Annotated in this window: 24 protein-coding genes; 12 read left to right on the top strand and 12 right to left on the bottom strand. The window is 69.6% G+C overall.

Annotated elements, in window-relative coordinates; translation table 11 throughout:
• Positions 1–23: 23 nt before the first annotated feature.
• From H8N03_RS00545 to H8N03_RS00530, 4 genes are all read right to left on the bottom strand, one after another.
• The gene (locus H8N03_RS00545) at positions 24–1,022 is read right to left on the bottom strand and encodes a tripartite tricarboxylate transporter substrate binding protein (RefSeq protein ID WP_187074172.1); all 999 of its coding nucleotides are present in this window, start codon (positions 1,020–1,022) and stop codon (positions 24–26) included.
• Between the two features lie 45 nt (positions 1,023–1,067).
• Positions 1,068–2,003, bottom strand: coding sequence for a hydroxyacid dehydrogenase (locus H8N03_RS00540; protein ID WP_187074171.1), 936 nt, complete (start codon positions 2,001–2,003; stop codon positions 1,068–1,070).
• Positions 2,000–2,677 carry an RraA family protein gene (locus tag H8N03_RS00535; RefSeq protein WP_187074170.1) on the bottom strand — a complete coding sequence of 226 codons (678 nt, stop codon included), beginning with the start codon at positions 2,675–2,677 and terminating at the stop codon, positions 2,000–2,002. Before H8N03_RS00535 ends, H8N03_RS00540 begins: the two co-directional genes overlap by 4 nt.
• 115 nt (positions 2,678–2,792) lie before the next feature.
• Complete coding sequence (locus tag H8N03_RS00530) at positions 2,793–3,752, bottom strand: Bug family tripartite tricarboxylate transporter substrate binding protein (RefSeq protein WP_187074169.1); 960 nt, start codon at positions 3,750–3,752, stop codon at positions 2,793–2,795.
• A gap of 88 nt (positions 3,753–3,840) precedes the next feature.
• Here H8N03_RS00530 and H8N03_RS00525 point away from each other — a divergent pair, with 88 nt between their 5' ends.
• Positions 3,841–4,599 carry an IclR family transcriptional regulator gene (locus H8N03_RS00525; protein WP_187074168.1) on the top strand — a complete coding sequence of 253 codons (759 nt, stop codon included), beginning with the start codon at positions 3,841–3,843 and terminating at the stop codon, positions 4,597–4,599.
• A gap of 297 nt (positions 4,600–4,896) precedes the next feature.
• Here H8N03_RS00525 and H8N03_RS00520 read toward each other — a convergent pair whose 3' ends face one another.
• From H8N03_RS00520 to H8N03_RS00505, 4 genes are read right to left on the bottom strand one after another with little or no spacing between them, the layout of a single operon-like run.
• Positions 4,897–5,106 carry a DUF3820 family protein gene (locus tag H8N03_RS00520; RefSeq protein ID WP_187074167.1) on the bottom strand — a complete coding sequence of 70 codons (210 nt, stop codon included), beginning with the start codon at positions 5,104–5,106 and terminating at the stop codon, positions 4,897–4,899.
• Position 5,107: 1 nt separating this feature from the next.
• Complete coding sequence (locus H8N03_RS00515) at positions 5,108–5,506, bottom strand: response regulator (protein WP_187074166.1); 399 nt, start codon at positions 5,504–5,506, stop codon at positions 5,108–5,110.
• Positions 5,496–6,908 carry an ATPase domain-containing protein gene (locus H8N03_RS00510; protein ID WP_187074165.1) on the bottom strand — a complete coding sequence of 471 codons (1,413 nt, stop codon included), beginning with the start codon at positions 6,906–6,908 and terminating at the stop codon, positions 5,496–5,498. The genes H8N03_RS00515 and H8N03_RS00510 overlap by 11 nt, the downstream gene beginning before the upstream one ends.
• Entirely contained in the window at positions 6,905–7,702 is a 798-nt protein-coding gene (locus H8N03_RS00505; RefSeq protein ID WP_187074164.1) for a sensor histidine kinase, read from the bottom strand. The genes H8N03_RS00510 and H8N03_RS00505 overlap by 4 nt, the downstream gene beginning before the upstream one ends.
• A gap of 141 nt (positions 7,703–7,843) precedes the next feature.
• Between H8N03_RS00505 and H8N03_RS00500 the strand changes: the two genes are divergently transcribed.
• The 7 genes from H8N03_RS00500 (at position 7,844) to H8N03_RS00470 (ending at position 18,554) form a co-directional block, all read left to right on the top strand.
• On the top strand, positions 7,844–8,212 hold the full coding sequence (locus tag H8N03_RS00500) for a hypothetical protein (RefSeq protein ID WP_187074163.1): 369 nt from the start codon (positions 7,844–7,846) through the stop codon (positions 8,210–8,212).
• A gap of 64 nt (positions 8,213–8,276) precedes the next feature.
• Entirely contained in the window at positions 8,277–8,873 is a 597-nt protein-coding gene (locus H8N03_RS00495) for an RNA polymerase sigma factor (protein ID WP_187074162.1), read from the top strand.
• Positions 8,870–9,595, top strand: coding sequence for an anti-sigma factor (locus H8N03_RS00490; RefSeq protein ID WP_187074161.1), 726 nt, complete (start codon positions 8,870–8,872; stop codon positions 9,593–9,595). The genes H8N03_RS00495 and H8N03_RS00490 overlap by 4 nt, the downstream gene beginning before the upstream one ends.
• Positions 9,596–9,710: 115 nt before the next feature.
• Positions 9,711–10,094 (top strand): hypothetical protein, encoded by a 384-nt coding sequence (locus tag H8N03_RS00485; protein ID WP_187074160.1) that lies wholly within the window; start codon positions 9,711–9,713, stop codon positions 10,092–10,094.
• Positions 10,095–10,383: 289 nt separating this feature from the next.
• Positions 10,384–16,434: an RHS repeat-associated core domain-containing protein gene (locus H8N03_RS00480; RefSeq protein WP_187074159.1), complete on the top strand. Its 6,051-nt coding sequence runs from the start codon at positions 10,384–10,386 to the stop codon at positions 16,432–16,434.
• A gap of 21 nt (positions 16,435–16,455) precedes the next feature.
• On the top strand, positions 16,456–17,487 hold the full coding sequence (locus H8N03_RS00475) for a ricin-type beta-trefoil lectin domain protein (protein WP_187074158.1): 1,032 nt from the start codon (positions 16,456–16,458) through the stop codon (positions 17,485–17,487).
• The gene (locus H8N03_RS00470) at positions 17,484–18,554 is read left to right on the top strand and encodes a hypothetical protein (protein ID WP_187074157.1); all 1,071 of its coding nucleotides are present in this window, start codon (positions 17,484–17,486) and stop codon (positions 18,552–18,554) included. The genes H8N03_RS00475 and H8N03_RS00470 overlap by 4 nt, the downstream gene beginning before the upstream one ends.
• A gap of 31 nt (positions 18,555–18,585) precedes the next feature.
• On the opposite strand, the gene H8N03_RS00465 is transcribed toward H8N03_RS00470, so the two are convergent.
• Positions 18,586–19,773 carry an FAD-dependent monooxygenase gene (locus tag H8N03_RS00465; RefSeq protein WP_187074156.1) on the bottom strand — a complete coding sequence of 396 codons (1,188 nt, stop codon included), beginning with the start codon at positions 19,771–19,773 and terminating at the stop codon, positions 18,586–18,588.
• 26 nt (positions 19,774–19,799) lie between these two features.
• Entirely contained in the window at positions 19,800–20,765 is a 966-nt protein-coding gene (locus tag H8N03_RS00460; RefSeq protein WP_187074155.1) for a Bug family tripartite tricarboxylate transporter substrate binding protein, read from the bottom strand.
• A gap of 159 nt (positions 20,766–20,924) precedes the next feature.
• Between H8N03_RS00460 and H8N03_RS00455 the strand changes: the two genes are divergently transcribed.
• The 3 genes from H8N03_RS00455 to H8N03_RS00445 all read left to right on the top strand — a co-directional run bounded on the left by H8N03_RS00455 (position 20,925) and on the right by H8N03_RS00445 (position 22,645).
• Positions 20,925–21,704, top strand: coding sequence for an IclR family transcriptional regulator domain-containing protein (locus H8N03_RS00455; protein ID WP_187074154.1), 780 nt, complete (start codon positions 20,925–20,927; stop codon positions 21,702–21,704).
• A gap of 103 nt (positions 21,705–21,807) precedes the next feature.
• Positions 21,808–22,257, top strand: coding sequence for a carboxymuconolactone decarboxylase family protein (locus H8N03_RS00450; RefSeq protein WP_187074153.1), 450 nt, complete (start codon positions 21,808–21,810; stop codon positions 22,255–22,257).
• 148 nt (positions 22,258–22,405) lie between these two features.
• A complete protein-coding gene (locus H8N03_RS00445; RefSeq protein WP_435531644.1) occupies positions 22,406–22,645 on the top strand; it encodes a hypothetical protein in 240 nt (79 codons plus the stop codon).
• Positions 22,646–22,669: 24 nt separating this feature from the next.
• Here H8N03_RS00445 and H8N03_RS00440 read toward each other — a convergent pair whose 3' ends face one another.
• Positions 22,670–23,449 carry an SDR family oxidoreductase gene (locus tag H8N03_RS00440; RefSeq protein WP_187074151.1) on the bottom strand — a complete coding sequence of 260 codons (780 nt, stop codon included), beginning with the start codon at positions 23,447–23,449 and terminating at the stop codon, positions 22,670–22,672.
• A 180-nt stretch (positions 23,450–23,629) separates the two neighbouring features.
• Between H8N03_RS00440 and H8N03_RS00435 the strand changes: the two genes are divergently transcribed.
• The gene (locus H8N03_RS00435; RefSeq protein WP_222622781.1) at positions 23,630–25,246 is read left to right on the top strand and encodes an ABC1 kinase family protein; all 1,617 of its coding nucleotides are present in this window, start codon (positions 23,630–23,632) and stop codon (positions 25,244–25,246) included.
• Positions 25,247–25,262: 16 nt separating this feature from the next.
• Here the strand turns inward: H8N03_RS00435 and H8N03_RS00430 are convergent, their stop codons facing one another.
• Positions 25,263–26,168, bottom strand: a complete 906-nt coding sequence (locus H8N03_RS00430) for a LysR family transcriptional regulator (RefSeq protein WP_187074149.1) — start codon at positions 26,166–26,168, stop codon at positions 25,263–25,265.
• Positions 26,169–26,170: the final 2 nt, after the last annotated feature.

Below are 26,170 nucleotides of genomic sequence, written 5' to 3'. Positions count from 1 at the left end.
TGAGGTTCAGTGGGGTGGCGCCTTCAGTCGATGCGGATGCCGCTCGCCTTCACGACCCGTGCCCACTTGGCGGTCTCGGCCTCGAGGAATTTCCGGAACTCGGCGCTGCTGGAACCGACCGGCTGTACGCCCAGCGCGGCGAGGCGCTGCTGCAGTTCGGGCGAGGCCAGCGCGGCCCGCGTTTCCTTCTCCAGCCGTTCCAGCACCGGCGCGGGCGTGCCGGCGGGCGCGAACAGGCCGTTCCACTCGTAGGCCTCGAAGCCCGGCACGGCGCTTTCCGCGACGGTAGGCACCTGCGGCCAGTCCGCCGAGCGCTTCGCCGAGGTGATGGCCAGCGCGCGCAGCTTGCCGCCCTTGACGAAGGGGCCGGACGCCGAAGTCGCGCTGAACATCACGTCCACCGTCCCGGCGACGAGGTCCGTCAGCGCGGGCGCGCCGCCGCGGTAGGGGATGTGCGTCATCGACACCTTGGCGCCCTGCTTGAACAGCTCGCCCGCGAGGTGCTGCGCGCCGCCGTTGCCGGCCGAGGCGTAGCTCAGCTTGCCCGGCGCCGCGCGCGCGGTGCGCACCAGGTCGGCGGGCGAGTGGAGCGGCGAGTTGGCCGGCACGACGAGCAGCATGGGCACGCGCGTGATCTGCGAGACCGGCGCGAAGTCCCTGGCGCTGTCGTAGGGCAGCTTGGGATAGAGGCTGGGGTTCACCGTGAAGGCGGTCGCGTCCAGCAGCAGCGTGTAGCCGTCGGCCGGCGCCTTGGCGACGATGCCGGCGCCGATGGTGCCCCCGCCGCCCGGGCGGTTGTCCACCACGACCTGCTGGCCCAGGCGGTCCGACAGCTGTGTCGCGAGCAGCCGCGCGGTGGCGTCGGCGTTGCCGCCGGCCGGGTAGGGCACGACCAGCTTGACCGGCCGTTCCGGCCATGCCGTCTGGGCGTGCAGCGCGGGGGCGGCCGCGAGGGCCAGGCCGGCTGCTGCGAGAGCCGCCCGCAGCGGCCAGTACCAGGCCCGGGTGGGTTGGCGATCCATGGTTGTCTCCTTGTTCTTCGGTGCCGGAGGCATCCCCGGCGGGGCTCAGGCGCTTTCGGTCGTGCGAGCGAGGACGTCCAGCACGTTCTTCGCCGCGCCCACGCCCATGTTCACGTACGCATCGCTCGTGACGCCGCCGATGTGCGGGCTGAGGACGATGTTCGCTTCGCCGTGGAAGATGTGCGGCGCCGTCATCGGCTCCACCGCGAAGCTGTCCAGGCCGGCGGCCATCACCTGGCCCGAGCGCACCGCCTGCAGCAGCGCCGCTTCGTCGATGAGGCCGCCCCGCGCCGTGTTCACCAGGATCACGCCGCGCTTGCAGGCCGCGAGCGTCTGCGCGTTCACCAGGTTGCGGTTCTCTTCCGTCAGCGGGCAGTGCAGCGAGATGACGTCGGACTCGCGCCAGATCGCATCGAGCGCCACCGGCTGGATGTACGACGGCAGGTCCTTGGCGAACGGATCGAAGCCGATCACCTTCATGCCCATCGCATCGCACATGCGCGCGAAGCGCTGGCCGATGGCGCCGAGGCCCACGAGTCCGATCGTGCGGCCGTTCAGTTCCACGCTCTTGTGCGTGGCCTTGTCCCAGTGGCCGGCGTGCATGCGCTCGTCGAGCTGCACGACCGACTTGGCGCAGGCCAGCACGAGCGCCAGCGCCTGCTCGGCGACGGCCGCGGCGTTGGCACCGACGGCGGCACGCACTTCGATGCCGCGCGCCTTCGCGGCTTCCTTGTCGATCGTGTCGGTGCCGCTGCCGTGCTTGGAGATCACGCGCAACGACGGAGCAGCGTCCATCACCGAGGCCGGAACCTTGCCGTAGCGCACGATCATGGCAACCGGGTCGTGCTGCCTGCACAGCGCGACGAGGTCCGCTTCCTGCGGCGTCTTGCCGGCGTAGACGACCTCGAAGTCCTTCAGCAGGTCGAGCGCCTGCGACGCCAGGTCGGCGCCGGTGACGATGACGACGGGCCGCTGGCTCACAGCGTCTCCCCCTGCTTCAGCACGCCGGCGGTGCGCAGGGCGGCGTCGAGCCAGGAAGCGGCGGTGTTGCCCTTCTTGATGGACGCGATGCGTGCCGTCTCGTCTTCCACCTTCTTGCGTGCCAGCGGCAGCAGGCCCTCCACGCGCTCGCGCTCGATGGCGACGACGCCGTCGGCATCGGCCACGATCAGGTCGCCGGAGCGCACCGTCACGCCGCCGATGGACACCGGGTGGCCGATGCGACCGGGCACGTTCTTGGTCGGGCCGTTCGGGTTGGTGCCGAACGAGAACACCGGGTAGTCCATCTCGTCGATCTCGAGGCTGTCGCGCACGGCGCCGTCGATCACCACGCCGGCCAGGCCGAGCTGCTTGCACGCGGTCATCATGATCGTGCCCATGAGCGCCGCGGTCTGGTCGCCCTTGCCGTCGATGACGAGCACGTCGCCCGGCTTCGCCAGCGAGATGGCGGCGTGGATCATGAGGTTGTCGCCGGGACGCACGTCCACGGTCAGCGCCGGGCCGGCGAGCTTCATGCGCGGACGCAGCGCCGCGATGCGGCCATGCAGCGCGCCGCGGCGGCCATTGACGTCGGCCAGGATGGCGGCCTGGAATTCGGCGGCCTGGCGGACGAGGTCGGCGGAAACGCGCTCGAAGTTGCGGACGATGTCGGTCATGGGAGTCTCTCTCGGGGCGTGGGAGGTCCTGCCGGTGCGCGCGTGCGCACCGGAGGGAGGGGAAGGAGGAAAGAGGGAAAGCAGCGGCCCGCGCAGGCCGCGTGTGGATGCAGGGTCAGTCGACCTTGGCGCCGGATTCCTTGACGATCTTGCCCCAGCGGGTCATGTCGTCGCGGATCAGCTTGGCGAACTGCTCGGGCGTGCTGCCCTCGACGTCCGCGCCCTGGTCGCCGAGCTTCTTCACCAGCTCGGGGTCCTTCAGGGCCTTGTTGATGTCGGCATTGAGCTTGGCGACGACGTCCTTCGGCAGGTTGGCCGGGCCGACGATGCCGAACCACGTCACCGCCTCGAAGCCCTTGTAGGTCTCGGCGATCGCGGGCACCTGCGGCAGGTCGTCGGCGCGCTTGAGCGCGGTGACGGCCAGCGGACGCATCTTGCCGCTCTTGATGTGGCCCAGCAGCGTGGGAATGGAGGACACGTACAGCTGCACCTGGCCGCTGATCACGTCGGTGGCACCCTGCGCCGCGCCCTTGTAGGGGATGTGCACGAGCTTGACGCCGGCGACCTTCTGGAAGGATTCCGCGGCGAGGTGCGCCACGGTCCCGTTGCCGGAAGTGGCGAAGTTGATGCTGCCCGGCTTCTCCTTCGCGGCCTTGATCACGTCGGCCATCGTCTTGTACGGAGAGTCGGCCCCGGTGACGATCACGAGCGGCGAGCTGGCGACGAGGCTGATCGGCGTCAGGTCCTTCAACGGGTCGTACGGCAGCTTGGAGTACAGCGTGGGGTTGATCGCCAGGTTGCTGGTCTGCCCCATCACCAGCGTGTAGCCGTCGGGAGCCGACTTGGCCGCCGCGTCCACGCCGAGGTTGCCGCCGGAGCCGGGCTTGTTGTCCACGACGAAGGTGTAGCCGGAGCCGGTCACCTTCTGCGCGACTTCGCGCGTGATCAGGTCGGTGCCGCCGCCCGCCGGGAAGGGCACGACCAGGCGGATGGGCTTGGACGGCCAGGGCTGCGCTTGCGCCGCGCTGGCGAGAAGGGCAAGGGCGGCGATGGCCGCACGGCGGGAAAGCTGCATCGGTTTGTCTCCGGAATGGTGTGGGCGAATTCTCGGACGGTGTTGCACACCGTACAATCGCGTTTCACACAGTGAACCATGGTGCAACATGCGCAACGCGACCGGGGATGAGGAGGAAGGCGGCACGCAGGGCGGCGTCGTCGCCGTGATGCGGGCGCTGTCGCTGATGGAGGCTTTCGCCCTCGGCGAATCGACGCTGTCGCTCGCGGAGTTGAGCCGGCGCGCCGGCATGCACAAGACGACGGCACTGCGGCTCGCGCGCACGCTCGCCCTCTCGCAGTACATGGTGCAGACGGAAGACGGCCAGTGGCGCCTGGGCCCCGCCGCGGGCTGGCTGGGTGCGCGCTACCAGGCGGGCTTCGACGTCCATCGCGTGGTGGAGCCCACGCTGCACGAACTGGTGAAGGAGACGGGCGAGAGCGCGTCGTTCTACGTGCGCGAAGGCGACATCCGCGCCTGCGTGTCGCGCGTGGAAGGCCCGCACTCCGTGCGCCACCACGTGCGGATCGGCGAGCGCCTGCCCCTGGACCGCGGCGCACCGGGCCGTGTGATCCTCGCCTTCAGCGGCGCGGCGGGCGAGCCCTACGAGGAGATCCGCAAGCGCGGGTACCACCTCTCGCTCGGCGAACGCGAGGCGGAAGTGGCCAGCGTGGCGGCGCCGGTGTTCGGGACCAACTGGCGGCTGCTCGGGTCCATGTGCATCTCGGGGCCGAGCTCGCGCCTCACGAAGGCGAAGCTGGAGAAGCACGCGAAATCGGTGATCCGCGCCGCCAACCAGCTCTCGTATGCGCTGGCGGGAAGCCGGTCGGCGGCTACGCCGGCGGCGGTGTCGCGCTGGCATCCGTGATCGGTGGGGTTCGCTTCGCTCACCTTCCGCGGCTTTCGCCGCGCCACCCTACGAGATGCACCGCGCGATGCCGCCACCCAACGATGACGCATGCATTCGCCCAACGATGACGCATGCATCCGCCCAACGATGACGCATGCATCCGCCCAACGATGACGCATGCATCCGCCAACGATGACGCATGCATCCACCCAACGATGACGCATGCATCCGCCCAACGATCGCGTGTGCATCTGCTGTAGGGTGGCGGCGCGCCAGCGCCGGAAGGTGAGCGAAGCGAACCCCACCGAGCGGCGCTCAATCCCTCCGCAGCGGCTGCAGCAAGTGCCGCAGCCCGTTATGGTCGATCTCGTGCATCAGCGCGAGCAGCCGTCCGAGTTCCCCCGGCGGGAAACCTTCGCGCGCGAACCAGTTGAGGTAGTTGCCGGGCAGGTCGGCGATCAGCATGTCCTTGTGCTTGCCGTAAGGCATGCGCATTTCCACGAGGCGCTGCAAGGGCTCGGACATGTCAGGCGGACCGCAGGCCCTTCAGCGTGCGCAGGAACTGCTCCAGCCCGAACGGCTTGCGCAGGAACGCGTCGTACCGGATGTCGTAACGGCGCAGCGCCGCCTCCGGCGCACCGCTGATCAGGACCACCGGCACGTTCTCGTAGGGCATCACTTCGCGGATCGCCTTCAGCAGGTCGGCACCGTTCATGCCCGGCATCATGAAGTCGATGACGAGGATGTCGGGCGCGGCCTCCTCGAGCCGCGCGAGTGCCTGCCGCGCGTCCGCGGCCAGCGTCACGTGGTAGTCCTCGCCGGCGAGGATCAGCGCCAGCACCTCGGCGCTGGACAGCTCGTCGTCGACCAGCAGGACGCGACGGCCGCGCCCCGGTTCGGCCGCGTGGACCTCGTCAGGGAGCAACGGGGTCCTCCTGGCGCACCTCGATGCCGGCGGGCGTCAGCACGAGTTCGCGCACGCGCAGGTCGCAGCGGCTGACGCGCGACTTGCGGATGGTGGCGAAGCGGCGCGTGCTGCCCTCCGTGCGCACCGAGAGCTGCAGGGTCGTGTCGGCCAGCGCGGACAGCGTCGGCGTGTCCACGATGCGCGTGCCCGTCGCTTCGCTTTCCTCCAGCGTGACGATCGTCGTCGCGCCGAGCCGGCGCAGCTCGTTGGCCAGCGCGGCGACGAAGGGCCCGTTGCGTTCGGCGTAGGCCGGCGCCGCCAGGAAGCCGCCGACGCCGTCGATGACGACCCGCGACGCGCGGCTGCTCTGCACGGCCTCCAGCAGTTCCGAGGCCATCCGGTCCAGCACGGTCTCGCCGAACGGCTGCCAGCGGAAATCGATGGCGGCGGGATCGGGCGCGGCCACCCCCAGCAACTCCATCACCCGCAGCAGGAGCGGGGGCGACTCGTAGAAGCTGAAGTACACCGCCTTGTCTTCGGGCGTGGCGCGCGACACGAACTGGAGCGCGAGCGCGGTCTTGCCGGCGCCGGAAGGCCCCGTGACCGCCGTGATGCTGCCCTGGCCGTACCCGCCGATGTCGAACATGGCATCGAGGCCGGCCACGCCCGTGGACACGCCGACGGGCAGCACTGCGTCGCCGGCATGCTCGCGGCGTGCCGTCTCCAGTCGCGGGTACACGGTGATGCCGTCGGGCCCGATCTGGAACGCATGGTTGCCGCGCAGCGTGCTGCTGCCGCGGAACTTGACGACCTCGATGTTGCGCTCGCGCCGGGGGCCGAAGGCCCGCTCGCGCAGCAGCAGGATGCCGTCGACCATGGTCTGCTCCGCGGAGACGGGCCGGTCGGCGTGTTCGCTGGTGAGCAGGAGCGTCGTGCTCCCCGTCAGCGTGGAGTGCGCCTGGATGTCGCTCACGAACAGCTTGAGCTCCTCCTCCGACTCCGCGGCGCTGGCGGCCATCACGAGGCCGTCGAGCACCACGATGCCCGCTTCGCGCGAGCGCATCTCGTTGCGCAGCAACTCCACCACCGCCTTGAGGCCGCCGGTGCGCAGCGCATCGAACGCGCTCACGTAGTACACCTTGTCCGGCAGCGAAGCCAAGTCGAAGAAGCTGAACGGCTCCATGTGCTGCAACAGGCGCCCGTGCGACTCGGCGAGCATCGTGACGTACACCACGTGCCCGCCGGCAGCCGCATGCCGGTGCACGACCTGGTTGGCCAGGATGGTCTTGCCCGCGCCGGGGGCACCCTGCAGGATGTAGACGCCGGACCGCAGGAAGCCGCCGCCGGTGACGGCGTCCAGGCCGGGGATGCCGGTGCTCACTCGGTCCAGTCGCGGGGGCAGGTTGGCGTCGTCGTTCACTTGTTCTCGTCCTGTCGGTGCGGTGGTTGCGGCGCGTGCAGGGGGAGCAGCACGCGAAACAGCGCGCCGCCCCCGGGGTTCTCCGAGACGTCGATCGTGCCGCCATGGGCGGCGACCATGCGCCCCACGATCCACAGCCCGAGGCCGAAACCGGCCCGGTCGCGCGACGTGGACACCACGCGCTCGAACTTCCCGAAGATCCTGGCGCGGTCTTCCGGCGCGATGCCGGGTCCGCGGTCGGCCACCTCGAAGCACGCGCTGTCGGGCGCCACGCGCGCGACACGCACCTCCACCGGCGTGCCGCCGCCGTACTTGATGGCATTGCCCACGAGGTTGCCCAGGATCTGTTCAACCATGTGCGCATCCCACGTGCCCACGAGGTCCTCGTCGGCCGCGACCGCGCGCAGCGTCGCACCGTGGAACGCCGCCTCGTCCGCATAGGCGTCCACCACGTCGCGCACCAGCGCCGCGGCGCGCACGCGCGTCGGCGCCGGAACCGTCGCGCCGGCGTGCAGGCGGCTGACGTCCAGCAGCACGAGCGCCCGCGCCACATAGCGCTGGACGCTGCGCCCGGCACGTTCCAGGCCCTGCTGCAAGGCTGCATCGTTGCTGCGCGCGGCCAGGCGCTCGAGCGCCGCGAGCCGCAACGCGAGCGCGTTCAGGGGCGAACGCAGTTCGTGCGCCGCGACCGCGAGGAAGTCGTCCCGCGCGCGCACCGCCTCCTCGGCTTGCCGCAGGCGGGACAGGAGATCGCTATCGCTTGCGTGCTGCACGAGGGTGGCGAGGGGTGGCACGGGGGGATCGGGCCAGCATACCCCGGATACCGGAACGCGCACGAAAGTGCTCGTCGAGGCCTTGTGTACGCATCCGTACAGAGGGACCCTTGCCCCTTGCGCAGCGACGGTTCGTCCGTACACTCGCTCAAGAGCACACGCATGTCACGCAACCATCGTCCCGAACTGAACGCGATCCTCCTGCAACTGGTGGCCGAGCTGCACGCGTACGCATCCCTCGTGCAGGGGCTGGCGGACGAATGGCAGGCGCGCCAGGACGTCGTGATGTTCGGCGAACCCGGCCAGGCGATGGACCGCATGCGCAGCCTGGCCGCCGCCATCCCGCCGCTGTCAGTGCAGTGGGTCATGGTCATGATTTCGCACACGGAGCTGATGCACAACCTGTGGCGCATGACCCGCGGCGAACCGCTGGACGTGGCCGCGGAAGTCGGGGACCACCTCGCGTGCGTCGAAGCACTGGCCGTGAAGTGCCGGTTGCTCCTGTCGCAGGGCGGGCACGTGCTGCACTAGCGAGGTGCGCGGCGGCGCCATGCGCGCGCTTGCCCTTGCCGGACCGCTGCCTATACTGGACCGCATGGGCGCGTCCGCTCCGACGCTCGAGGAACTGCTCTCCGCCGCGGGGCGGGGCGACCATGACGCGTTCTCCGAGATCTACGCGCGCACCAGCGCGCACCTGTTCGGCGTGGCCGTGCGCATCCTCGGCCGGAGCCAGTCCGCGGAGGAGGTGCTGCAGGAAGCCTTCGTCAGCGTGTGGAAGAACGCCGGCAACTTCCGCGGCGAGATCGGCGGCCAGCCCATCCAGCCCATGACCTGGCTGATCACCATCGTGCGCAACAAGGCACTCGACGCGCTGCGAGCGCGCACGCGCATGCCCGAGACCGAACTCGATGCGTTCGACGACGAGGAGGAGGCCGACGGTTTCACGCAGGCGGCCTCGCCCAGCGCGCTGGAGCTGTTCAGCGCCGCCACCGAGTCGCTGCGCATCGAGCGCTGCATGGAGGCGCTGCAAGGCACGCACCGCCAGAGCCTCGCGCTCGCCTACTACCAGGGCCTGTCGCACACGGAGGTGGCCTTGCAGATGGGCGTGCCGCTCGGGTCGGTGAAGGCGTGGATCCGCCGCGGGCTCGAGAAGCTGCGCGACTGCCTGCAGCCGCAGGGAGCCGGCGCGTGAGGTACGCGCAGCCGGAACTGGTGGACCGCCTCGCGGCCGCCTACGTGCTGGGCACGCTCTCGCAGCGCGCGCGGCGCCGCTTCGAGCGGCTGCACCGCGACCGCGCGGACGTGCAGCTCGCGGTGGGAGGATGGGAGGCGCGCCTGAACCGCCTTGCCGCTTCGGTGCCGCCGGTGCCACCGCCGCACCGCGTGTGGCAGGGCATCGCGCAGCACACGCGGCCTCGAAGCGCGTCCGGACAGCAGCGTGCGCGGTGGTGGATGCCAGCCGGCGTGGGCGCACTCGGCGTCCTCGCCGGCGGCACGCTCGCCGCCGCCCTGCTCTTCGCCCTGCCCTCGCTGCTGTTCACGCCCGACCAGGTCGCGATGCGCATGGGGCAGAAGCTGCCGCAAAGCTACGTCGGCCTGCTCACCGATGCGCAGGGCAATGCGAAGCTGCTGGTGAGTTCGCTGCGGCACGGGCGCACCATGACGCTCAAGGTGCTGGGGCCGATCGCGGAGCCGGCCGCGGGCCGGCTCGTGTTGTGGGCGGTGCCTGCGGACGGGGCGCCGTTCATGCTGGGGACCATCCCCATGCGCGGATCGGAGACCCACGAGATGCCCGACACCTCCGAGAAGCTGCTGTCGCGGGTCTCGCGACTGGTGGTCACGGCGGAAACCGAGCCCAACCCGACCACGCCGTCCGTGACGCTCTTCACGGGAACCTGCGCGAAGTTGTGGTGAGCTCGCGCGAACGCGCTACGCATTGCATCCGTTCGATTTCTCCACCCGTAAGTCGGGACGTGGGCGAAGCAGGAAGCCTCGCACCACGACCCCCAACACTCACCGGAGAAGCACCATGCACCAGCGCACCACGTCCACGCTTTCCTTCGTCGGTTCCGTCGCCGCCGCCGCGATCGCCGCGACCTTCATGATCGGCAACGCGCACGCCGAAGGCCCCATCCAGGACATCCGGCCGATCGCGGGCACCCTGAGCCGCAGCGCGGTGAAGGCGGAAGTGCTGGCGCACCGCGGGGAGCTCACCAGCTTCGGCGCGGAATGGATCCAGCAGCAGCCCGCGATGATGCAGGCGCGCTCGGCGATCACGCGCGAGCAGGTGCGCGACGCGTTCATCGCCTCGCGCGACGAGGTGCGGGGCCTCACGGCGGAGGACAGCGGGTCGGCCTACCTGGCGCGCACCGGCATGCGCAGCGAGCGGACGATGATGGCGGGAGCGCGTTGACGGAACGTCGAAACGGTGGGGTTCGCTCGCGCTCACCTGCCGGCCGCGGGCGGCCGCCACCCTACGGGATCCCATCTGCAGGGCATCCGCGTAAAGAAAATCCTCATTGAACTCGGCGAACCCGCTGCTATTGTTCGCGCCCGCGCCTTTGTAAACAGCATTTCGTAAAGTTTGTGCAGCGAACAGGTACGAAGTCCGCAAAGTTCCTCCACGCATAGCCGTACGCGTTCAGCGACGCCTGATTGCCAAAAAGAACGCGCCCGGCCCACGCCGTGCGCAAGGGGTGAACATGGCGGATCCGCAATACGTCGGTACGACGCAGGGTGACTTCAGCGTGGAGGCCGGCGGCAGCGCTGCGTTCTCCATTCCCATCCAGGTGCCACCGGGGACTGCGCGCATGCAGCCCTCGCTGTCGCTCGACTACCTGAGTGGCGCGGGTTCCGCGGACAGCCTCATCGGCAACGGATGGAACCTGCGTGGCCTGTCGCACATCACGCGCTGCGCCGCGACGGTGGCCCAGGACGGCTACACCGGCACCGTGCGTTTCGACGACGGGGACCGCTTCGTCCTCGACGGCGGGCGGCTGCAGCCGGTGCAAGGTGCGTACGGCGCGCCCGACGCCGTGTACCACACGGAGATCGAGTCCTGGCGGAAGGTGGTTCCCGTCTACGAGGCGCCGACGCCGGGCCGCAGCGGCCCCGACGGCTTCCGCGTGTTCGAGCGCGACGGCCGCATCCTCGAATACGGCGGCACGCCCGATGCGCGGCTCGCCGCATCGCCGGACGACCCGACGATCCGCGTATGGGCGCTGAGCCGCGTGACCGACCGGCTCGGCAACGCACTCGTGGTCACCTACAAGCAGGATGCCGCCAATGGCGCCTGCTACCCCGACCGCATCGCCTACACGTCCCATCCGGCGCTGCAGGCGCGGCGCGCGGTGACCTTCGCGTACGAGCCGCGTCCCGACGTCATGCCGCGCTACGTGGGTGGCGTGCGCATCGCCTATGCGCAGCGACTGGCGGCGGTGTCCACCTGGCTGGACGATCAGGCCGTGCGGACCTATTCGCTTGCGTATGCCACTGGTGCCGCGACCGGACGCAGCCAGCTGGTCTCCGTCACCGAAGCCGACGGCCAGGGCAAGGCCTTGCCGCCGCTCACCTTCACCTGGCAGGACGGCAACGCGGGCATCTTCGCCGACGCGCAGCCGCTGCCCTCGGTGTCCGTCACCGCCGGTGGCCAGTTGCTGCCCATGGACGTCAACGGCGACGGACTCGTCGACATGGTGTACGTCGCCGAGAGCGCCACCGGTGCGCTGACGCTGACCCTCTTCGTGAACCAGGGGACCACGTTCTCCGACCCCGTGACGCTGCAGGTGCCGCAGCTCACGTTCCAGGACGGCATCGCGCTACCGATGGACGTGAATGCGGACGGCTGCATCGAGCTCGTCTACGGCGCCTCGGACGGCTACGACCTCGGCCTCACGATCTTCGCCGCCGTCGCGGACCCGGCATCCCCCGGCGGCTGGAAGCTCGCGGTCACGGGCACCGTGAACGGCGCCGGACCCGAGGGACTGGTCTTCGGCGGACAGCTGCTGCCGATGGACGTCAACGGCGACGGCCTCGTCGACCTCGTGTACGCCAGCAGCCCGGACGGCATGCGCATCCAGTTGCAGGAGCTGCTCTCCACCGGCACGGCGTTCACCCTCGGCCCCTGCACGGTGTCCAACCAGGCGCCCGGTGGCTCGTTCATCCCGATGGATTTCAACGGCGACGGACTGTGCGACGTGGTCTACGCCTTCCCCGACGCAGCGTCCAACGTGCAGACCGTGCTCTTCCTCTCGACCTGGGGCCAGGGCCTGCAGGAGCAGGATGCGCCGCCCCTGGCCACGCCGCTGCCGCTCACGGGCGGCGGCTCGTTCGTGCCCTTCGACGTCAACGGCGACGGCCTCGGCGACCTCGTCTACGCCACGCAGGATGCGTTCGACCAGTCGCTGCTGCTCTACACCCTCGCTTCCAACGGCAAGTCGTTCGAGCTGCAGAACGGCGGCCAGCCGCAGAAGTTCCCGCTGGCCTACGGCGGCACCTTGCTGCCGATGGACGTCGACGGCGACGGCGTGTGCGAGCTGGTGGTCGTGTCGGGGGACGCGAGCGTGCGGCTGGACGTGCTCGCGTTCGACGGTGGCGCGTACCAGCTGCAGTCCGGCGTCTACCAGGCGCTCGCCGGCCTCACGGGCGGCGGGGGCCTGCTGCCGCTGGACCTCGCGGGCAAGGGGAAGACGGGCCTCGTCTATGCGGCGGGCTCCACGACGCTGCGCCTGACCTGCGCGCCGCCGGCCGGGCCGTATCCCGACCTCGTCGTCGCGATCACGAACGGTCTCCAGGGCGTCGTCTCCATGGACTACAAGCCACTCACCGATCGCACGGTGTACCGCCGCTCCGAGGCGACGCCGTCGCGCGTGGACGCGGTGGGGGTGCTCACGGGGCACGTGCCGGACTCCACGTGCGTGCTCGATCCCGCCGGCGGCCTGCAGGCCGCCAGCGCCGGCACGGCCCGCGCGACCCGCAGCGTGGACTTCCCGAAGTACGTGGTGGCCTCGCACACGCTCGACGAAGGTGCCGGCACGCGCTACGACTTCCAGCGCTTCTACACGGGTGCGCTCCTCGACCTGCGGGGCCGCGGCTGGCTGGGCTATGCCGCGATCCACGAGCTCGACGTGGACGCGGGTGCCGCCACGTACACGGAGTACGGGCAGGACTTCCCGCTCACCGGCATGGCCTTGCGCAAGAACATCCTCACGGCCGACGGGGTGCAGCTGGTGTCCACCGTCAACACCTATGACAGTCGCGCACCCGCACCCTGGCCGGGCGTGCCGGTCGCCGCAGTGCAGCTCGCGCAGGCAGCCACCAGCTACTTCAGCCCCGGCCAGCCGACACCGGACCGCAGCGAAAGCCAGTCCCTCCGGTACGACGACTACGGCAACCGCACCGTGCTCGCGGAGACGGGCAGCGGCCTGCCCGCACCGCTCTACACGCTGGACGACTACAGCAACGACGCGGGCACCTGGCTGCTCGGCCTGCACACGCAGAGCCGCCGCTGCGCGGACGCCGGCGGCGCCACGGTGCTCTCGGCGGAGCGCTGCACTTACGACCCGAACGGGCAGAGGCTCTCCAAGTCCGAGTGGCACGACGTGGGCGACACCTGGCTCGCCACCACCTATGCGTACGACGCGCATGGCAACCCCATCGCCGAGACGGATCCTTCCGGAGCGACGACCAGCTTTGCCTTCGATCCGGACTACCAGACCTTCGTCGTGCAGACCCTGCAGCCGGCGAACGACGGCGGCCTGCGCCTCGCGTCGAAGAACACCTTCGACGCGCGCTTCGGCGTGCGCACCTCGGCCACGGACGCGAACGGGGTGAAGAGCGCCATGGTGTTCGACGGCCTGGGCCGGCAGACGGAGCTGCAGGGGCCCGATCCCGCGGGAGCCCTGGTGAGCCTGGCGACCTATGCCTGGATCGTCGTCGACGGCCAGGCCTACGCCGAGACGCGCAAGCGCGCGGACTGGGCCGGCGAGCAATGGCTCTGGACGCGCGAGCGCCTCGACGGCTTCGGCCGCAAGGTGGACTCGCTCGCGCCGGGACCCGAGGGAAGCCGCACGGTGCGAGTAGACCGCACGCTCGACAGCCGCAACCAGTGCGCCAGCGAAACGCTGCCCTACTTCGACGGCGACGCGCCGGCGACGATCACGCGCGAGCTCGACGCACTGGGCCGCGTGGTCCGGGTGCAGCGGCCGGCCGAAGGCGGCCCGGCGACCACCACGATCACGTGGACGGCCACGGACACCGCGGTGCAGGTCGAAGCGGCCGGCACGCCGCTCGCGCGAAAGACGGTCTTCACCTTCGGCGGCTTCGGCGGCAAGCAGTGGATCGTGTCGCGCACCGGCCCGGATGGCGGCGTCACGACCTACGCGTACGACGCGCTGCGCCGCCTCGTCGGCATCACGGATCCGGGCGGCGTGGTCAGCGCGCGCACGTACGACGCGCTGGGGCGAATCGTCCAGACCACGCAGTCGCGGGGCGCGAAGGTCTACCAATCCGCCACCCATGTGTTCGACGACGTGCACCGCGCGGTGCGTTCCAGCGACGCGGCAGGCGACACCGTGACCGTGAAGCGCGACGCGCTGCACCGGGTGGTGCTGCAGGCCGCATCGTCGCCTGCAGGCGACTACGAGACGGCCTATGCCTACGACAGCGCCGAGGGCTACGGGCTCGGGCGGCTGGCCAGCGTGGCCGATTCGCGCGGCAGCTACGCGTATGCCTACGGCTACGACGCCTGCGGCAACGAAACCATGACGACGCTGTCGCTGGAAGGCAGGAGCTACACCACGCGCAGGGCCTACCTGCCGGACCAGCGCCTCGCGCAGGTGGTGATGCCGGACGGCGCGGTGCAGCAGAACGACTGGTTCGCCGGCGGCGCGTGGGCAGCGGCGTCGCTGCTCGACGCGGGCGCGCTCACCGCCGGTGTTTCCTGGAGCGGCTATACCGCGTTCGGCAGCGCGAGCAGCGCGGCGAGCACGAACGACTGCAAGGAAGCCACGAGCTACGACGCGCTGGGACAGCTCGTCGCGCAGAGGATCGCGGCCCCGGATGGCCGCGCCGTGGTGGACGACACCTACGCGCGCGACACGCTGGACCAGCTGCTGGCGATCACCGACGCCTCCGGTGCCGGCCAGAGCCGCGCGTTCACCTATGACGCCGCCGGGCGGCTCGCCGGCGCGACCGGTCCCTTCCCGCAGCAGGCCTACGCGTACGACGCGGCAGGCAACATGGTGCGCAAGGGCGACGTGGACTTCTCCTACGACGGCCAGCAGGTCGTGCAGGGAACCGTGGCCGGGCAGCCCGTCTTCTCCGCGACCTACGACGCCAACGGGCGGACCACGCAGCGCACCTGGCAAGGAACGGCGAGCTCCTGCACCTTCGACGCCGAGAACCGGCTCCTCGCCGCTGGAGACCACAGCTTCGTCTACGACCACGCGGGGCGGCGGCTGGTGAAGCGCGCGCCGGGGCACACCACCTTCTACGTCTCCGAGAACTTCGAACGCACGGAGTTCGCCGACGGCGCAGCGCAGCGCACGCGGCGCGTCGTCGGCCCCTACGGCATCGCGGTCGCCAGCACGATCGTCGAAGCGGGAGCACCTCCCCCCACGGCGGGCGTGCCCGCGCCGGGCACCTTCTACCTGCACTCCGACCACGTGAACAGCACCACGGTGCTGACGGACGCGGCCGGCGGCGTCGCGGCCCGGGCGATCTACATGCCCTACGGCGAAGTGGTGGCCGTGAGCGGGACCGACGCCTTCCGGCACAAGTTCACCGGCAAGGAGCTGGATGCCACCGGGCTCTACTACTTCCAGTCGCGCTACTACGACCCGGTGACCGGCCGCTTCACCAGCGCCGACGACCGCGCGGGCGGCGGCCTGTTCGCGACCGATGCGCTGAACATGTACGCCTACGTCGGGAACAACCCGGTGTCGCGCATCGACCCCAGCGGCCACAGCTGGCAGGACATGGTCGCGCAGATGTTCATCTCCACCGTGGCAGTGGCCGTGGGCGCGTTCGTCACGCCGTTCTCGGGTGCGGTGGGCGGCATGCTCGTGGGCGCCGGCATCGGCGGCCTCGTCTACGACGTGACGGAGATCGCGCACGGCCGCGGCAACGAGCAGGACCACAACCAGTGGGGCGGCTGGGCGGCGCAGTTCGGCGTCGGCGCGGCCACGGGCCTCGTCACGGGCGGGATCGGCCGCTTCTTCTCGCGCGTGCTCTCCGAGCTGCCGGCCCCGGAGAACGTCGGCTGGGACAGCACCTGGTTTTCCGCGCGGTGGGCCAGGGCCGCCTGGGCGCAGGACGCCCGCGCCGCGATCGCGGGCTGGTCCTGGGGCGGCCGCGTCGCCCTCGCCGGCGGCATGGGCGCCGTCAACGGCGCGGTCGGCGGCGTGCTGATGCAGGTGATGCAGAACGGGGTGACGCACAAGTCGGCGGAACATGGCCTGGGCATGGCAGCCCTGATCGGGGGCATCTTCGGCGGGATCGGCGGCTCGGTCTCGCGCGGCGTCCTCGAGAAGTACGGGGTGCGCCCGCCCCCGGCCGCCATCGATTTCGACGCTCCCCCCCGGGCACGTGCGAACGGGATGGTGCTGGGGGATGCGCGCCGCTACCTCCCCACCAATGCACCGCTCATGTCGCCGGACGCCATGGTGGCCGGAATGAAGATGGCGAGCGGAAAGATCTGGGTCGCCGCGGGGCGCGGAATCATGTGGGGCTGCAACGACGACCTTCCCTGGTAACGAACGAGAAAGGCAAACGCCATGGCTGCTTTCACCGCAAGTCCGCTGTTCATCTCGATCGTGTCGAGATGCACGTTCAACGGCCGCCCGCTCGCGCTGGCGGTGAACCTCCGGGACCCGGGCGGCCAGCTCTGGGTGTCGCCGCTGGATCCCTCGCAGCCCTCGCAGCTGTGGATGCCGGCGCTGTACATCCGCAGGTTCAGCGACGGCGGCGGCGGCATCGTGGGCGTCTCGTTCGTCAACATGCTCACGGGCTACGCCGTGTACGCGCCCAACGGGAACGACCAGCCCGTGTCGCAGGTGCCCGTGGCGAACATCGACGACCACTCGATCTGGAGCTTCGGCGGCAACGAGGGCGGCGGGTACATGGCCATCCGGCCGGTCGCCGACCTGGGCCAGAACATCAACATCCCCGGGGACGGCCCGTACAAGCCGGCGCCCGTGATCACCTACCGGTGGGCGGGCGGGCCGTGGAACTCGCAGTGGACCTGCATCCCGACGAGCGCGCCGTACCTCGCCGAGTTCGACGTGGTGCCTTACGCGCCCTTCTTCCGCGGCCTCTACTCGCGCTGCGGCTGGTCCGCGTCGGTGAACCCGGCGAATCCCACGGGGCAGCTCGTGAGCAGGGCCAACGACCTGAAGCAGCAGGGGCAGCTCTTCTTCCCGGCGCTCGCCTTCTACGGCGGGATGCCCTGGGGCATCGCCGTGGCAAGCGCGCAGACCGGCCAGGCGCTCTACATCACCGGCAGCAACGGCAGCCCGGTCACGCAGGTGCCCCTGAACAAGCTGGACGCGCACTCGCTGTGGAGCCCCGGCGGCAGCGAGGGCAACCACTTCTTCGCGTTCCGCCCCGTGCTCGACCACGGGCAGAACATGGAACTCCCGGGGAATGGCCCTTACGGGCCCGACCTCGGCGTCGTCACCTGGGGCTGGGGCGGCGGCCAGAACAACGAAGTGTGGACCTGGCTCGTGCCCGACGCGGCGCCCCTGCAGGATGCGCCAGCGCCCGCGGAACAGTCGCACCCCTTCACGTTCCTGGAGAAGACGCCATGAGACCCTCCCTGCGCTTCACCGACAACACCCTGACGCCGCCGCCCGGCGCGCGCTACGGCGTGGCGCGGCCCACCATCCAGCCGTTCAGCAAGCAGATGCAGTGGACCGACGACGTCACCATCGGCTCCGGCACGCAGGGCGCGAACGGCACCGTGAAGAGCGAGATCTGGGTGTACTGGGTGAACGGCGACCTCGACGATTGCCACTACGTGGTCATCCAGCGCCTGCGCGGCACGTTCTCTCCCGGCAACATGCTCGCCAACGTGGCGAGCTCGCGCGGCTTCTTCCAGCACGGGCTCACGGTGACGAACGCGCTGCAGGACGGCAGCGGCGGCCCCATGCCGAATGCACAGCTCGTCGCGTACACGCCCTCGTCGTTCCGCTCCTCGCCGGAGATCCCCAACGCGCCGGTGGAACTCTCGATGCCGATGACGCTGCAGCTGCCGTCCTCGGGCCACTGGGCACCGCAGGAGTTCGTGGCGGGGGACACGGGCAGCATAGGGCTCGCCAACTGGGGCATCGCCGACCGCACGCAGCCGGCGGCGCTCGTGCAATCGAGCTACTTCCACCAGATCCAGGGCGCGAACGCCGAGGGCGAGCCGGTGGGCTGGGACCCGAGCGTCAGCCCGCCCGCGCAGTGGCCCCGCTGGTACAGCACCCTCTACGACGCGAGCGACAACACGCTGATGCCGCCGACGCTGTCGCAGGGCGCGCTGCAGTTCCAGGTGCTGGTGGCGTGGGAGCTGCGGCTGGATGCGAAGGACCGCCCGCCGCCGGGAGGCGCCGCACGCGCATCCACGCGCGCGCCCGAGCCCGGCCCGCCCGGGCCGCCGCCCGCGTCGCTGCCGGTAACGCTGCAGACCACGTTCCAGCAGGACCTCGCGGCGTTCCACAACCCGACGGGTTGCCGCACGCAGTTCACGGGGGCGGGGTCGGTGCCGGTGATCTCCGGCGCGCACCACATCTGCCCGGTCACGTCGGCCTATCCGCCGTTCGTGTGGAAGGGAAACCTGGCGGAGGTGATCTTCCCGTTGCCGGCGGGGCTGGCGGGAGACCTCACGCGTTGAAAGAGCGGGCGCCCGCGGGGCGCCCCGCCCCTCAAGCGGTCGCCCCCTCCACCCGCACGAACTCGAGCGCTTCCTTCTCGATGTCGTAGTCGTAAAGCGAGCGGCGGAACTGCGCGGAGTTGGCGATCTCCTTGTCGCGTTGCGCCAGGTCCGCGTACTTGGAGTCGTAGCGCAGCCCGTTCTTGCGCGCCTCGGCCTGCACCATCGAGGTCCGCGGCTGCCGCAGCGCCTGGTACTTGCGCAGCGCCTCTTCGGGCGACATCGCATCGTCCTGCGCGCAGGCTTGCAGGATCACCGCCAGGGCCGTGCCATCCTCGATCGCCTGGTTGGCGCCCTGGCCGAGGTGCGGGAGCATCGGGTGGGCAGCGTCTCCGAGCAATGCGAGTCGCCCGTTGGTCCACGTGCGCAGCGGCTTGCGGTCGTAGAGGCCCCACCAGAAGCAGGTCTCGACCTTCTCCAGCAGGTAGGTCACGCGCGGATCCCAGCCGGCGAAGGACGCGGCGAGCTCGTCGCGGTCGCCGACGGCGGACCAGGACTCCGCCGTCTCGCTCTTCGTCGGCACGAAGCCCACGTAGTTCAGGAGCTCGCCGCTGCGCACGGGGAACACCATGAAGTGCTTGCCGTCCCCCATCCAGACCTGGTGCGCCTCGCGCCGCCACTCGGGCAGCTTGTCCGCAGGCAGCAGGCCGCGGTAGGCGCGGCACCCGGCGTACTCGGGCGGCGAAGGTTCCACCACGTGCTTCTGCAGGACCGAGTTGATGCCGTCGGCCGCGATCACCACGTCCGCGTGCGCCACGTTGCCGTTCTCGAAGGTGAGGCGGGCGCCGTTCTCGTCCTGGCTGAAGCCGACGCACCGGTGGCCGGTGTGGATGGAACTTGCGGGCAGCGCATCGGCCAGCACCTTCAGGATGTCGGCGCGGTGCATGCCGTACATGCCGTTCCAGCCGCTGGAGTCGGTGGTGGTGATCTTGCCGACCACCGAGCCGTCCATGCGGTAGTACTCCGACCCGGAGCCCACCCTGGCGCCGACGCGCGCCAGCGCATCGCCCAGGCCCATGCGCTCCATCTGCCGCAGGCTGTTGGGATAGATGAAGACGCCGGCGCCCACCTCGCGCAGCGCCGCCGACTGCTCGTACACCGCGACGCTGATTCCCCGGTGCGCCAGCGCCACCGCCGCGGCCAGGCCGCCCATCCCGCCGCCCACGACGGCTACATGCATGCGCTTTGCCATTCCAACCTCGTTCTTCACTTCGCGTTCTTCGCCTTCGCGCCGAGCAGCGCGGTCACGGACTTGAACTCGCTGGCGATCTCTTCGGACAGTGCACGGCTCGATCCCCACTCCTGCACGATGCCCGCCGGCAGCAACTGCGCCGAGATGTCCGCATTGCGTGCGACTTTCTCCAGCGCGGGCACGATCGTGTCCACCACGTCCTTCGGGACACCGGCCGGCATGAAGAAGCCGAACCACACGCCCAGGATGTCGGCCTTGTAGCCAAGCTGGCGCAGCGTCGGGACGTCGGGGAATTCGGGGAAGCGCGAGGAGATCGCCACCGCGCGCAGGTTGCCGCTGCGCAGGTGCGTGCTCACCGCGCCCAGGGCGATGATCACGCCCTCGATGTGGCCACCGAGCAGGTCCGTGATGGCCGGTGCCGCGCCCTTGTAGTTGACCGAGACCAGCTTGGCGCCGGTGGTGGAGTTGATCAGTTCCGTGCTGATCTCGCCCACGGAGCCAGGGCCCGCGTTGCCCACGCGAAGGCCGTTCGCAGCCCTGGGGCCGTACGCGATCATTTCCTTCAGCGTCTTGAAGGGAGCGTCCTTGCGCACCACCAGCACCGAGGGACTGCGGGTCGTCAGCCCCAGCGGGGTCAGGTCCTGCAGAGGATCGTAGTTGGCGGCTTCCGGCTCGATGACGCGGCGGATGGTCAGCGGGCTGTTCTGCGCATAGAGCAGCGTGTAGCCGTCCTTCGGCGCGCGGATGACGGCCTGCGTGCCCAGCGAGCCTCCGGCTCCCGGCTGGTTGGTGACCGTGATGGTCGTGTCCAGCAGGCGGCCCAGCTCCTGCCCCATCAGGCGGGCGGCGCGGTCGGCGGCGTCGCCGGCGGCCAGGGGGGTCACCAGGTTGATGGGCTTGCGCGGATAGTCGTTCGCATGCGCGAGGAAGGGGACCGCCGAAAGCGATGCGAGTCCCAGGATGTCTCGTCTCTTGATCATGGCCAGCGTCTCGAAGATTGCGGAAGGGATCAGCGCGGGAACCGCGCCTGCCAGATGCACGCCTGGAAATCAAGCGGATGCGTCAAGGATGCCGCTGATTCTGGCGGCCCTGCGGGGGGCCGACAACGGCTTCTTGCGCATTGCGCAGATAATTGCCCCATGACGGACCCCGGACGATCGCACCCGCGCGACTTCGTGGCCTCGCTCGAGAAGGGCCTGAAGGTGCTGCTCTGCTTCGAGCGCAAGCACTCCAAGCTGAGCCTGTCCGAGGTGGCTCGCCTCACGGGCTACACGCCGGCCACGGCCCGCCGCCTGCTGATGACGCTGCAGGAGCTCGACTACCTGCACAGCGATGGCAAGCGGTTCTGGGTGGCGCCGCGCAGCCTGCTGCTGGCGAGGCCGTACCTGATGTCACGGCCGGCGCCGCAGCTCGCGCAGCCCGTTCTGGACCAGCTCGCGGACCGCACGCGCCAGTCCGCATCGCTGGGCCTGCTCCTGGACCAGGAGGTGCTGATCATCGCCCGGTCCACGGGCCGGCGCACGCTGTCCACCGGCCTGGGCATCGGCTCGCGCCTGCCCGCCTTCTGTTCGGCCATCGGCCGCGCCGTGTTGTCGACGCTGCCTCGCGCCGACGTCGTGCGCTACCTGGAGGCGACGCCGCTGGATGCGTACACCACCAAGACCGTGCGGGACGTCGCATCCGCCGTCGAACAGGTGGAGCATTGCCGCATCCACGGCTGGGCGGAATGCGACGAGGAGCTGGAACTCGGCGTCCGCTCCATCGCGATTCCCGTTTCGAGCTTCCCCGACAAGACGATGGCGGCAGTGAGCCTTTCGGTGCGCGCCGAACGCATGACGATGCGGGCCTTCCGGCAGGCGCATCTCGAGGCGATCCGCGAGGCGCGCGATGCGTTGAAGGCGACGGTGAGCTTCGAGTAGCACTTTCTTCGACGGCTGTCACAACGCCTTCGCGTCGAACGTCTTATGGCGGAGAGGCCGGATCCGGCCTCCGTCCATCACTCACATCGAAGGAAACCGATTCATGGATCGCGCTGTCTGGTTCCAGGCTTCTCCCGAGGGTGCCAAGGCTGTCGGGGTGCTGCACCACTTCGTCACCAGGAGCACTCGCCTCCCAAGCCTGCTCACCCACCTGGTCTTCCTGCGCGTGTCGCAGATCAACGGCTGCGCGCATTGCATCGACATCCACAGCCGGGACCTGCTCGCTGAAGGCATGTCGGTCGAGAAGCTGGTGCTCGTTCCGGCCTGGCACGAGGCGCAATACCTCTTCTCCGAGCAGGAGCGGGCCGCGTTGGCCTGGTCCGAGGAGGTGACGCGAGTGAGCGAGACGCACGCTTCCGACGAAGCCTATGCGGCCGCACTGGCGGTGTTCGGAGAGAAGGACCTCGTCGAGCTGACCCTCACCATCGCCGCCATGAACGCGATCAATCGCATGGGCATCAGCTTCCGCATGAGGCCGCGCGCCAGGGCGTGAGCTGCCGTGCGAGGGAAGCGCCGTTGACGGAGAATCCATGTGTTGCATCAGGAACGCTGCGGCTCTTGCGGTGGAGCGCGCGCAGTTCTCGCACGGATCGCGACGCCGTCGATGGTTTCAAAGTGATAGCCCGGAAGTACATCCAATGATGGATTCGATCGTCCTCATCGTCTTCGTGACGTTCAAGGTTCTCGTGTTCGGCACGGGCATGTTCTACGCCATCAAGTGGCATTACGACCGAGGCCAGAAGGAGAAGAAGATGGACAAGCGCGCGGTGCTGCGCGCGGGCGGCCAGGTGGCCGCGGTCTTCATGCTGGCGCTCCTGGGCATGGGGCTCTTCACCTTCTTCATCACCAGGATGACCGGTTTGAGTCTGACCCTTCCGTGACCGCAGGCAGCGTGATGCGCGCTGCTACATCACCGGCGACAGGTTCCCATCGACGTTGATCGCAGCCCCCGTCACATAGCTGGCCAGGTCCGAGGCCAGGAAGCACGCCACGTTGGCGAACTCCTCCGCCGTGCCGACGCGTCCGAGAGGAATGTTCTTCGCCATGCCGGAGAGGAACGCGTCGTACGAGCCTTCTGCCGACTGCGCGTGCCTGCGCACCCACTGGTCGCTGTCGATCAGGCCGACGTGCAGCGAATTCACCAGAACGTTGTGGGGCGCACCTTCCCCCGCGAGCAGCTTGGTCAGCGCCATGCCGGCCGCCCGCGAGACCGTAGTCGGGGCGCTCGCGGCCTTCGGCGCTTTGGCGCCGATGTTCAGGACGTTGATGACACGGCCCCAGCGCCGCTCCACCATCTGCGGCCAGGCGAGCCGCGTCAGCCGGATGGCGGCGAACAGCTTGAGGTCGAGGTCTTCCTGCCAAACCTCGTCGGTGATCGACAGGAAGGCCCCGGTGCGCGAGGTGCCCGCATTGTTCACGACGATGTCCACGCGGCCCAGGGTCGCGACCACCTGCTCGTAGGCCGAAGCGATGTCCTGCGCTTTCGTCACGTCGCAACGCGCCACCATCACGCGAGCCCTGGCCTTTTGCGCGACCACCTGGCGCGCTTCCTCGAGCGTCGCCTCGTCCCGCGCGAGGATCGCCACATCCGCGCCGCTGGCGGCCATCCGCAGCGCGATGGCGCGGCCGATGCCTTTGCTGCCGCCGGTGACGATGGCGACGCGGCCTTGCAGGTTCGCTTCCATTCTTTCTCCTTGATGGTTCTTGACTGTATCCATCCGCGGGCAGAGGATGAGCTGGAAAGTCTGACGTGCAACATTCCGACACCCGGACGAGCCCCGGGACGATAAGGCGGCGGCTCTGGCATGGGGACACTCGAGCTCTCCCATGAAGTTCCGGGCCGCATGACAACCAGGATCGAGCACTTGCAGAGATGGCGGCAGATCGCCCGCCTGATGTGGAAGCACGGGCGCACAGTTCGCGCCAGCGATGAAACGGCCGCCGAAGCGGCGCAGCAGCGCGCCGGCCAGCTGGCCGACGACCTCGAGGCGATGGGGCCGGCCTACGTGAAGCTGGGCCAGGTGCTGTCGAGCCGGCCCGACTTGCTGCCCGCCGGCTACGTCAAGGCGCTTTCGCGCCTGCAGGACGACGTGAAGCCCTTCGCCTTCGACGAGGTCCGCGCGATCGTCGAGGAGGAGCTCGGCGCCCGCATTTCCAAGGCCTTCCAGTCCTTCGATCCCGAACCCATTGCGGCCGCCTCGTTGGGGCAAGTGCACTCGGCGACGCTGCGCGACGGCACGCCCGTGGTCGTGAAGGTGCAGCGGCCCGGCGTCGGCAAGCAGGTGGCCGAGGAGTTCGACGTGCTGGCGCGGGTCGCGCAGTTCCTCGACGCCCATACCGACGTCGGCCGCCGCCACCGCCTGCGTCTCATGCTCGAAGAGTTCCGCGTCTCCATCCACGAGGAGCTGGACTACGAGCGCGAAGCGGAGAACCTGGTCGCGGTCGGCAGCAGCCTGCGCGAGTTCGAGCGCCTGGCCGTGCCGCAGCCGATCCCCGACTACTGCACGAAGCGCGTGCTGACGATGGAGCGCGTGCACGGCACCAAGATCACCAAACTCTCGGGCTACACGCGGCTGGAGGTCGACGGCACCGCTTTGCTGGACGAGCTGTTCCACGCCTACCTGAAGCAGGTTCTGGTGGACGGCCTGTTCCATGCCGACCCGCACCCGGGCAACGTGTTCATCACCGACGACGGGCGCCTGGCGCTGCTCGACCTGGGCATGGTGGGCCGCACGACGCCGGGCATGCAGGAGCAGCTGCTCAAGATCCTGCTGTCGGTGAGCGACGGGCGCAGCGAGCAGGCGGCCGAATCGCTGATCCAGGTGAGCGACAAGAGCGACGAGGCCGACCCCGCCGACTTCCGCCGTCGCCTGGGCATCCTGGTCGCGCGCGAGCAGGGGCGCGGCCTGAAGGACGTGAACATCGGCCAGACGCTTCTCGACATCAGCACGGTCGCCGCGGACTGCGGCTTCTTCGTGCCCAGCGAGCTGGCGCTGCTGGCCAAGACGCTGCTGCAGCTGGACGAGATCGGCCGCGTGCTCGATCCGCAGTTCGATCCCAATGCGGCGGTACGCCGGCATGCGGGCAAGCTCCTGTCCACGCGCATGAAGCGCGAGGCGACCGAGGGGAGCTTCCTCACGGCGGCGATGGAGTTCAAGAGCTTCGCCGCGGGCCTGCCTCGCCGCGTGAACCGCATCATGGACGCCGTGGCGGACAACGAGCTGGAGATCAAGGTCCGCGCAACAGACGCCAACGGCATGATCGAAGGCATGCAGAAGATCGCCAACCGCGTCACCACCGGCCTCGTGCTCGCGGCGCTGATCATCGGCGCGGCGTTGCTGATGCGCGTCGACACCGACTTCCGCGTGCTCGGCTACCCCGGCCTGGCGATCGTCTGCTTCATCGGCGCTGCGCTCGGCAGCGTGATCCTGCTGGTGAACATCTACCTGCAGGACCGGTCGTATCGCAGGAGCAGGAGCTAGCGGGAACGCGTCGGCTTCAGCGGTGCTGCGCCGCCCATGCCCTGGATCGTTCCACCAGGAAGTCGATCAGCGTGCGGGTCGCCACCGTCTGGTAGCGCGCGGGCATGCGCAACAAGTACATGCGCGTTCCGAAGATGCTCAGCTGCCACTCTTGCAGTGTGGTCACCACGCGCCCTGCAGCCACATCCGCTTCGACGACGTAATCGGGCACGAGCCCGACACCCAGCCCCGCCAGCACCGCGTCCCGCAGGAACTGGAAGTTCTCGGATGCAAGCGTCGGGTGGAGCGTCAAATCACGGCGCTCGTGGTTACGATACGCGGACAGCCGCAGGTCGCGGCCACTCACGGCGGACGTGATCAGGGGAGCGTCCACCAGCTCCTCCAACCGGGTGGGCACGGGACCCCTACGCGCATAGTCCGCCGACACGCAGGCGGCGTACCGCACGCGCGCAAGCTCCACCGCCACGGTTTGCTCCGGCGGCTCGGACATCACACGCACGGCGACGTCCACCTCTTCCCGCAGCAGGTCGTCGATGCGGTTCTCGAAGCGAAGATCCAGCGAGACCTCCGGGTACAGGCGCTTGAACTCGATCAGCCAGGGGGACATCACGAGCTGCCCGAACCCCGTCGGCACGCTGAGCCGCACGGAACCGTGCATTCCCTTGCCGAGCATGGCCACCGACTCGCGGGCTGCCATCACCTCGTCCCGGATCACCCGCCCGTGCTGGTACAGGCGCTGCCCCACTTCTGTCAGCTCCACACGGCGCGTGGTCCGGCGCAGCAGCTCGAAACCCACTGAGGTTTCCAGTTGCCGCAGGTGGTAGCTGACGTTGGCCCGGCTCATCTTGAGATTGCGCGCCGCGAGACTGAGGTTGCCGGCATCGGCGATGTCGACGAAGAGGGCGAGGGATTGCGCGTCCATTC

The sequence above is a fragment of the Ramlibacter cellulosilyticus genome, from assembly GCF_014297465.1.
Taxonomy (GTDB): domain Bacteria; phylum Pseudomonadota; class Gammaproteobacteria; order Burkholderiales; family Burkholderiaceae_C; genus Ramlibacter; species Ramlibacter cellulosilyticus.
This window is presented reverse-complemented; position numbering and strand designations above follow the sequence as displayed.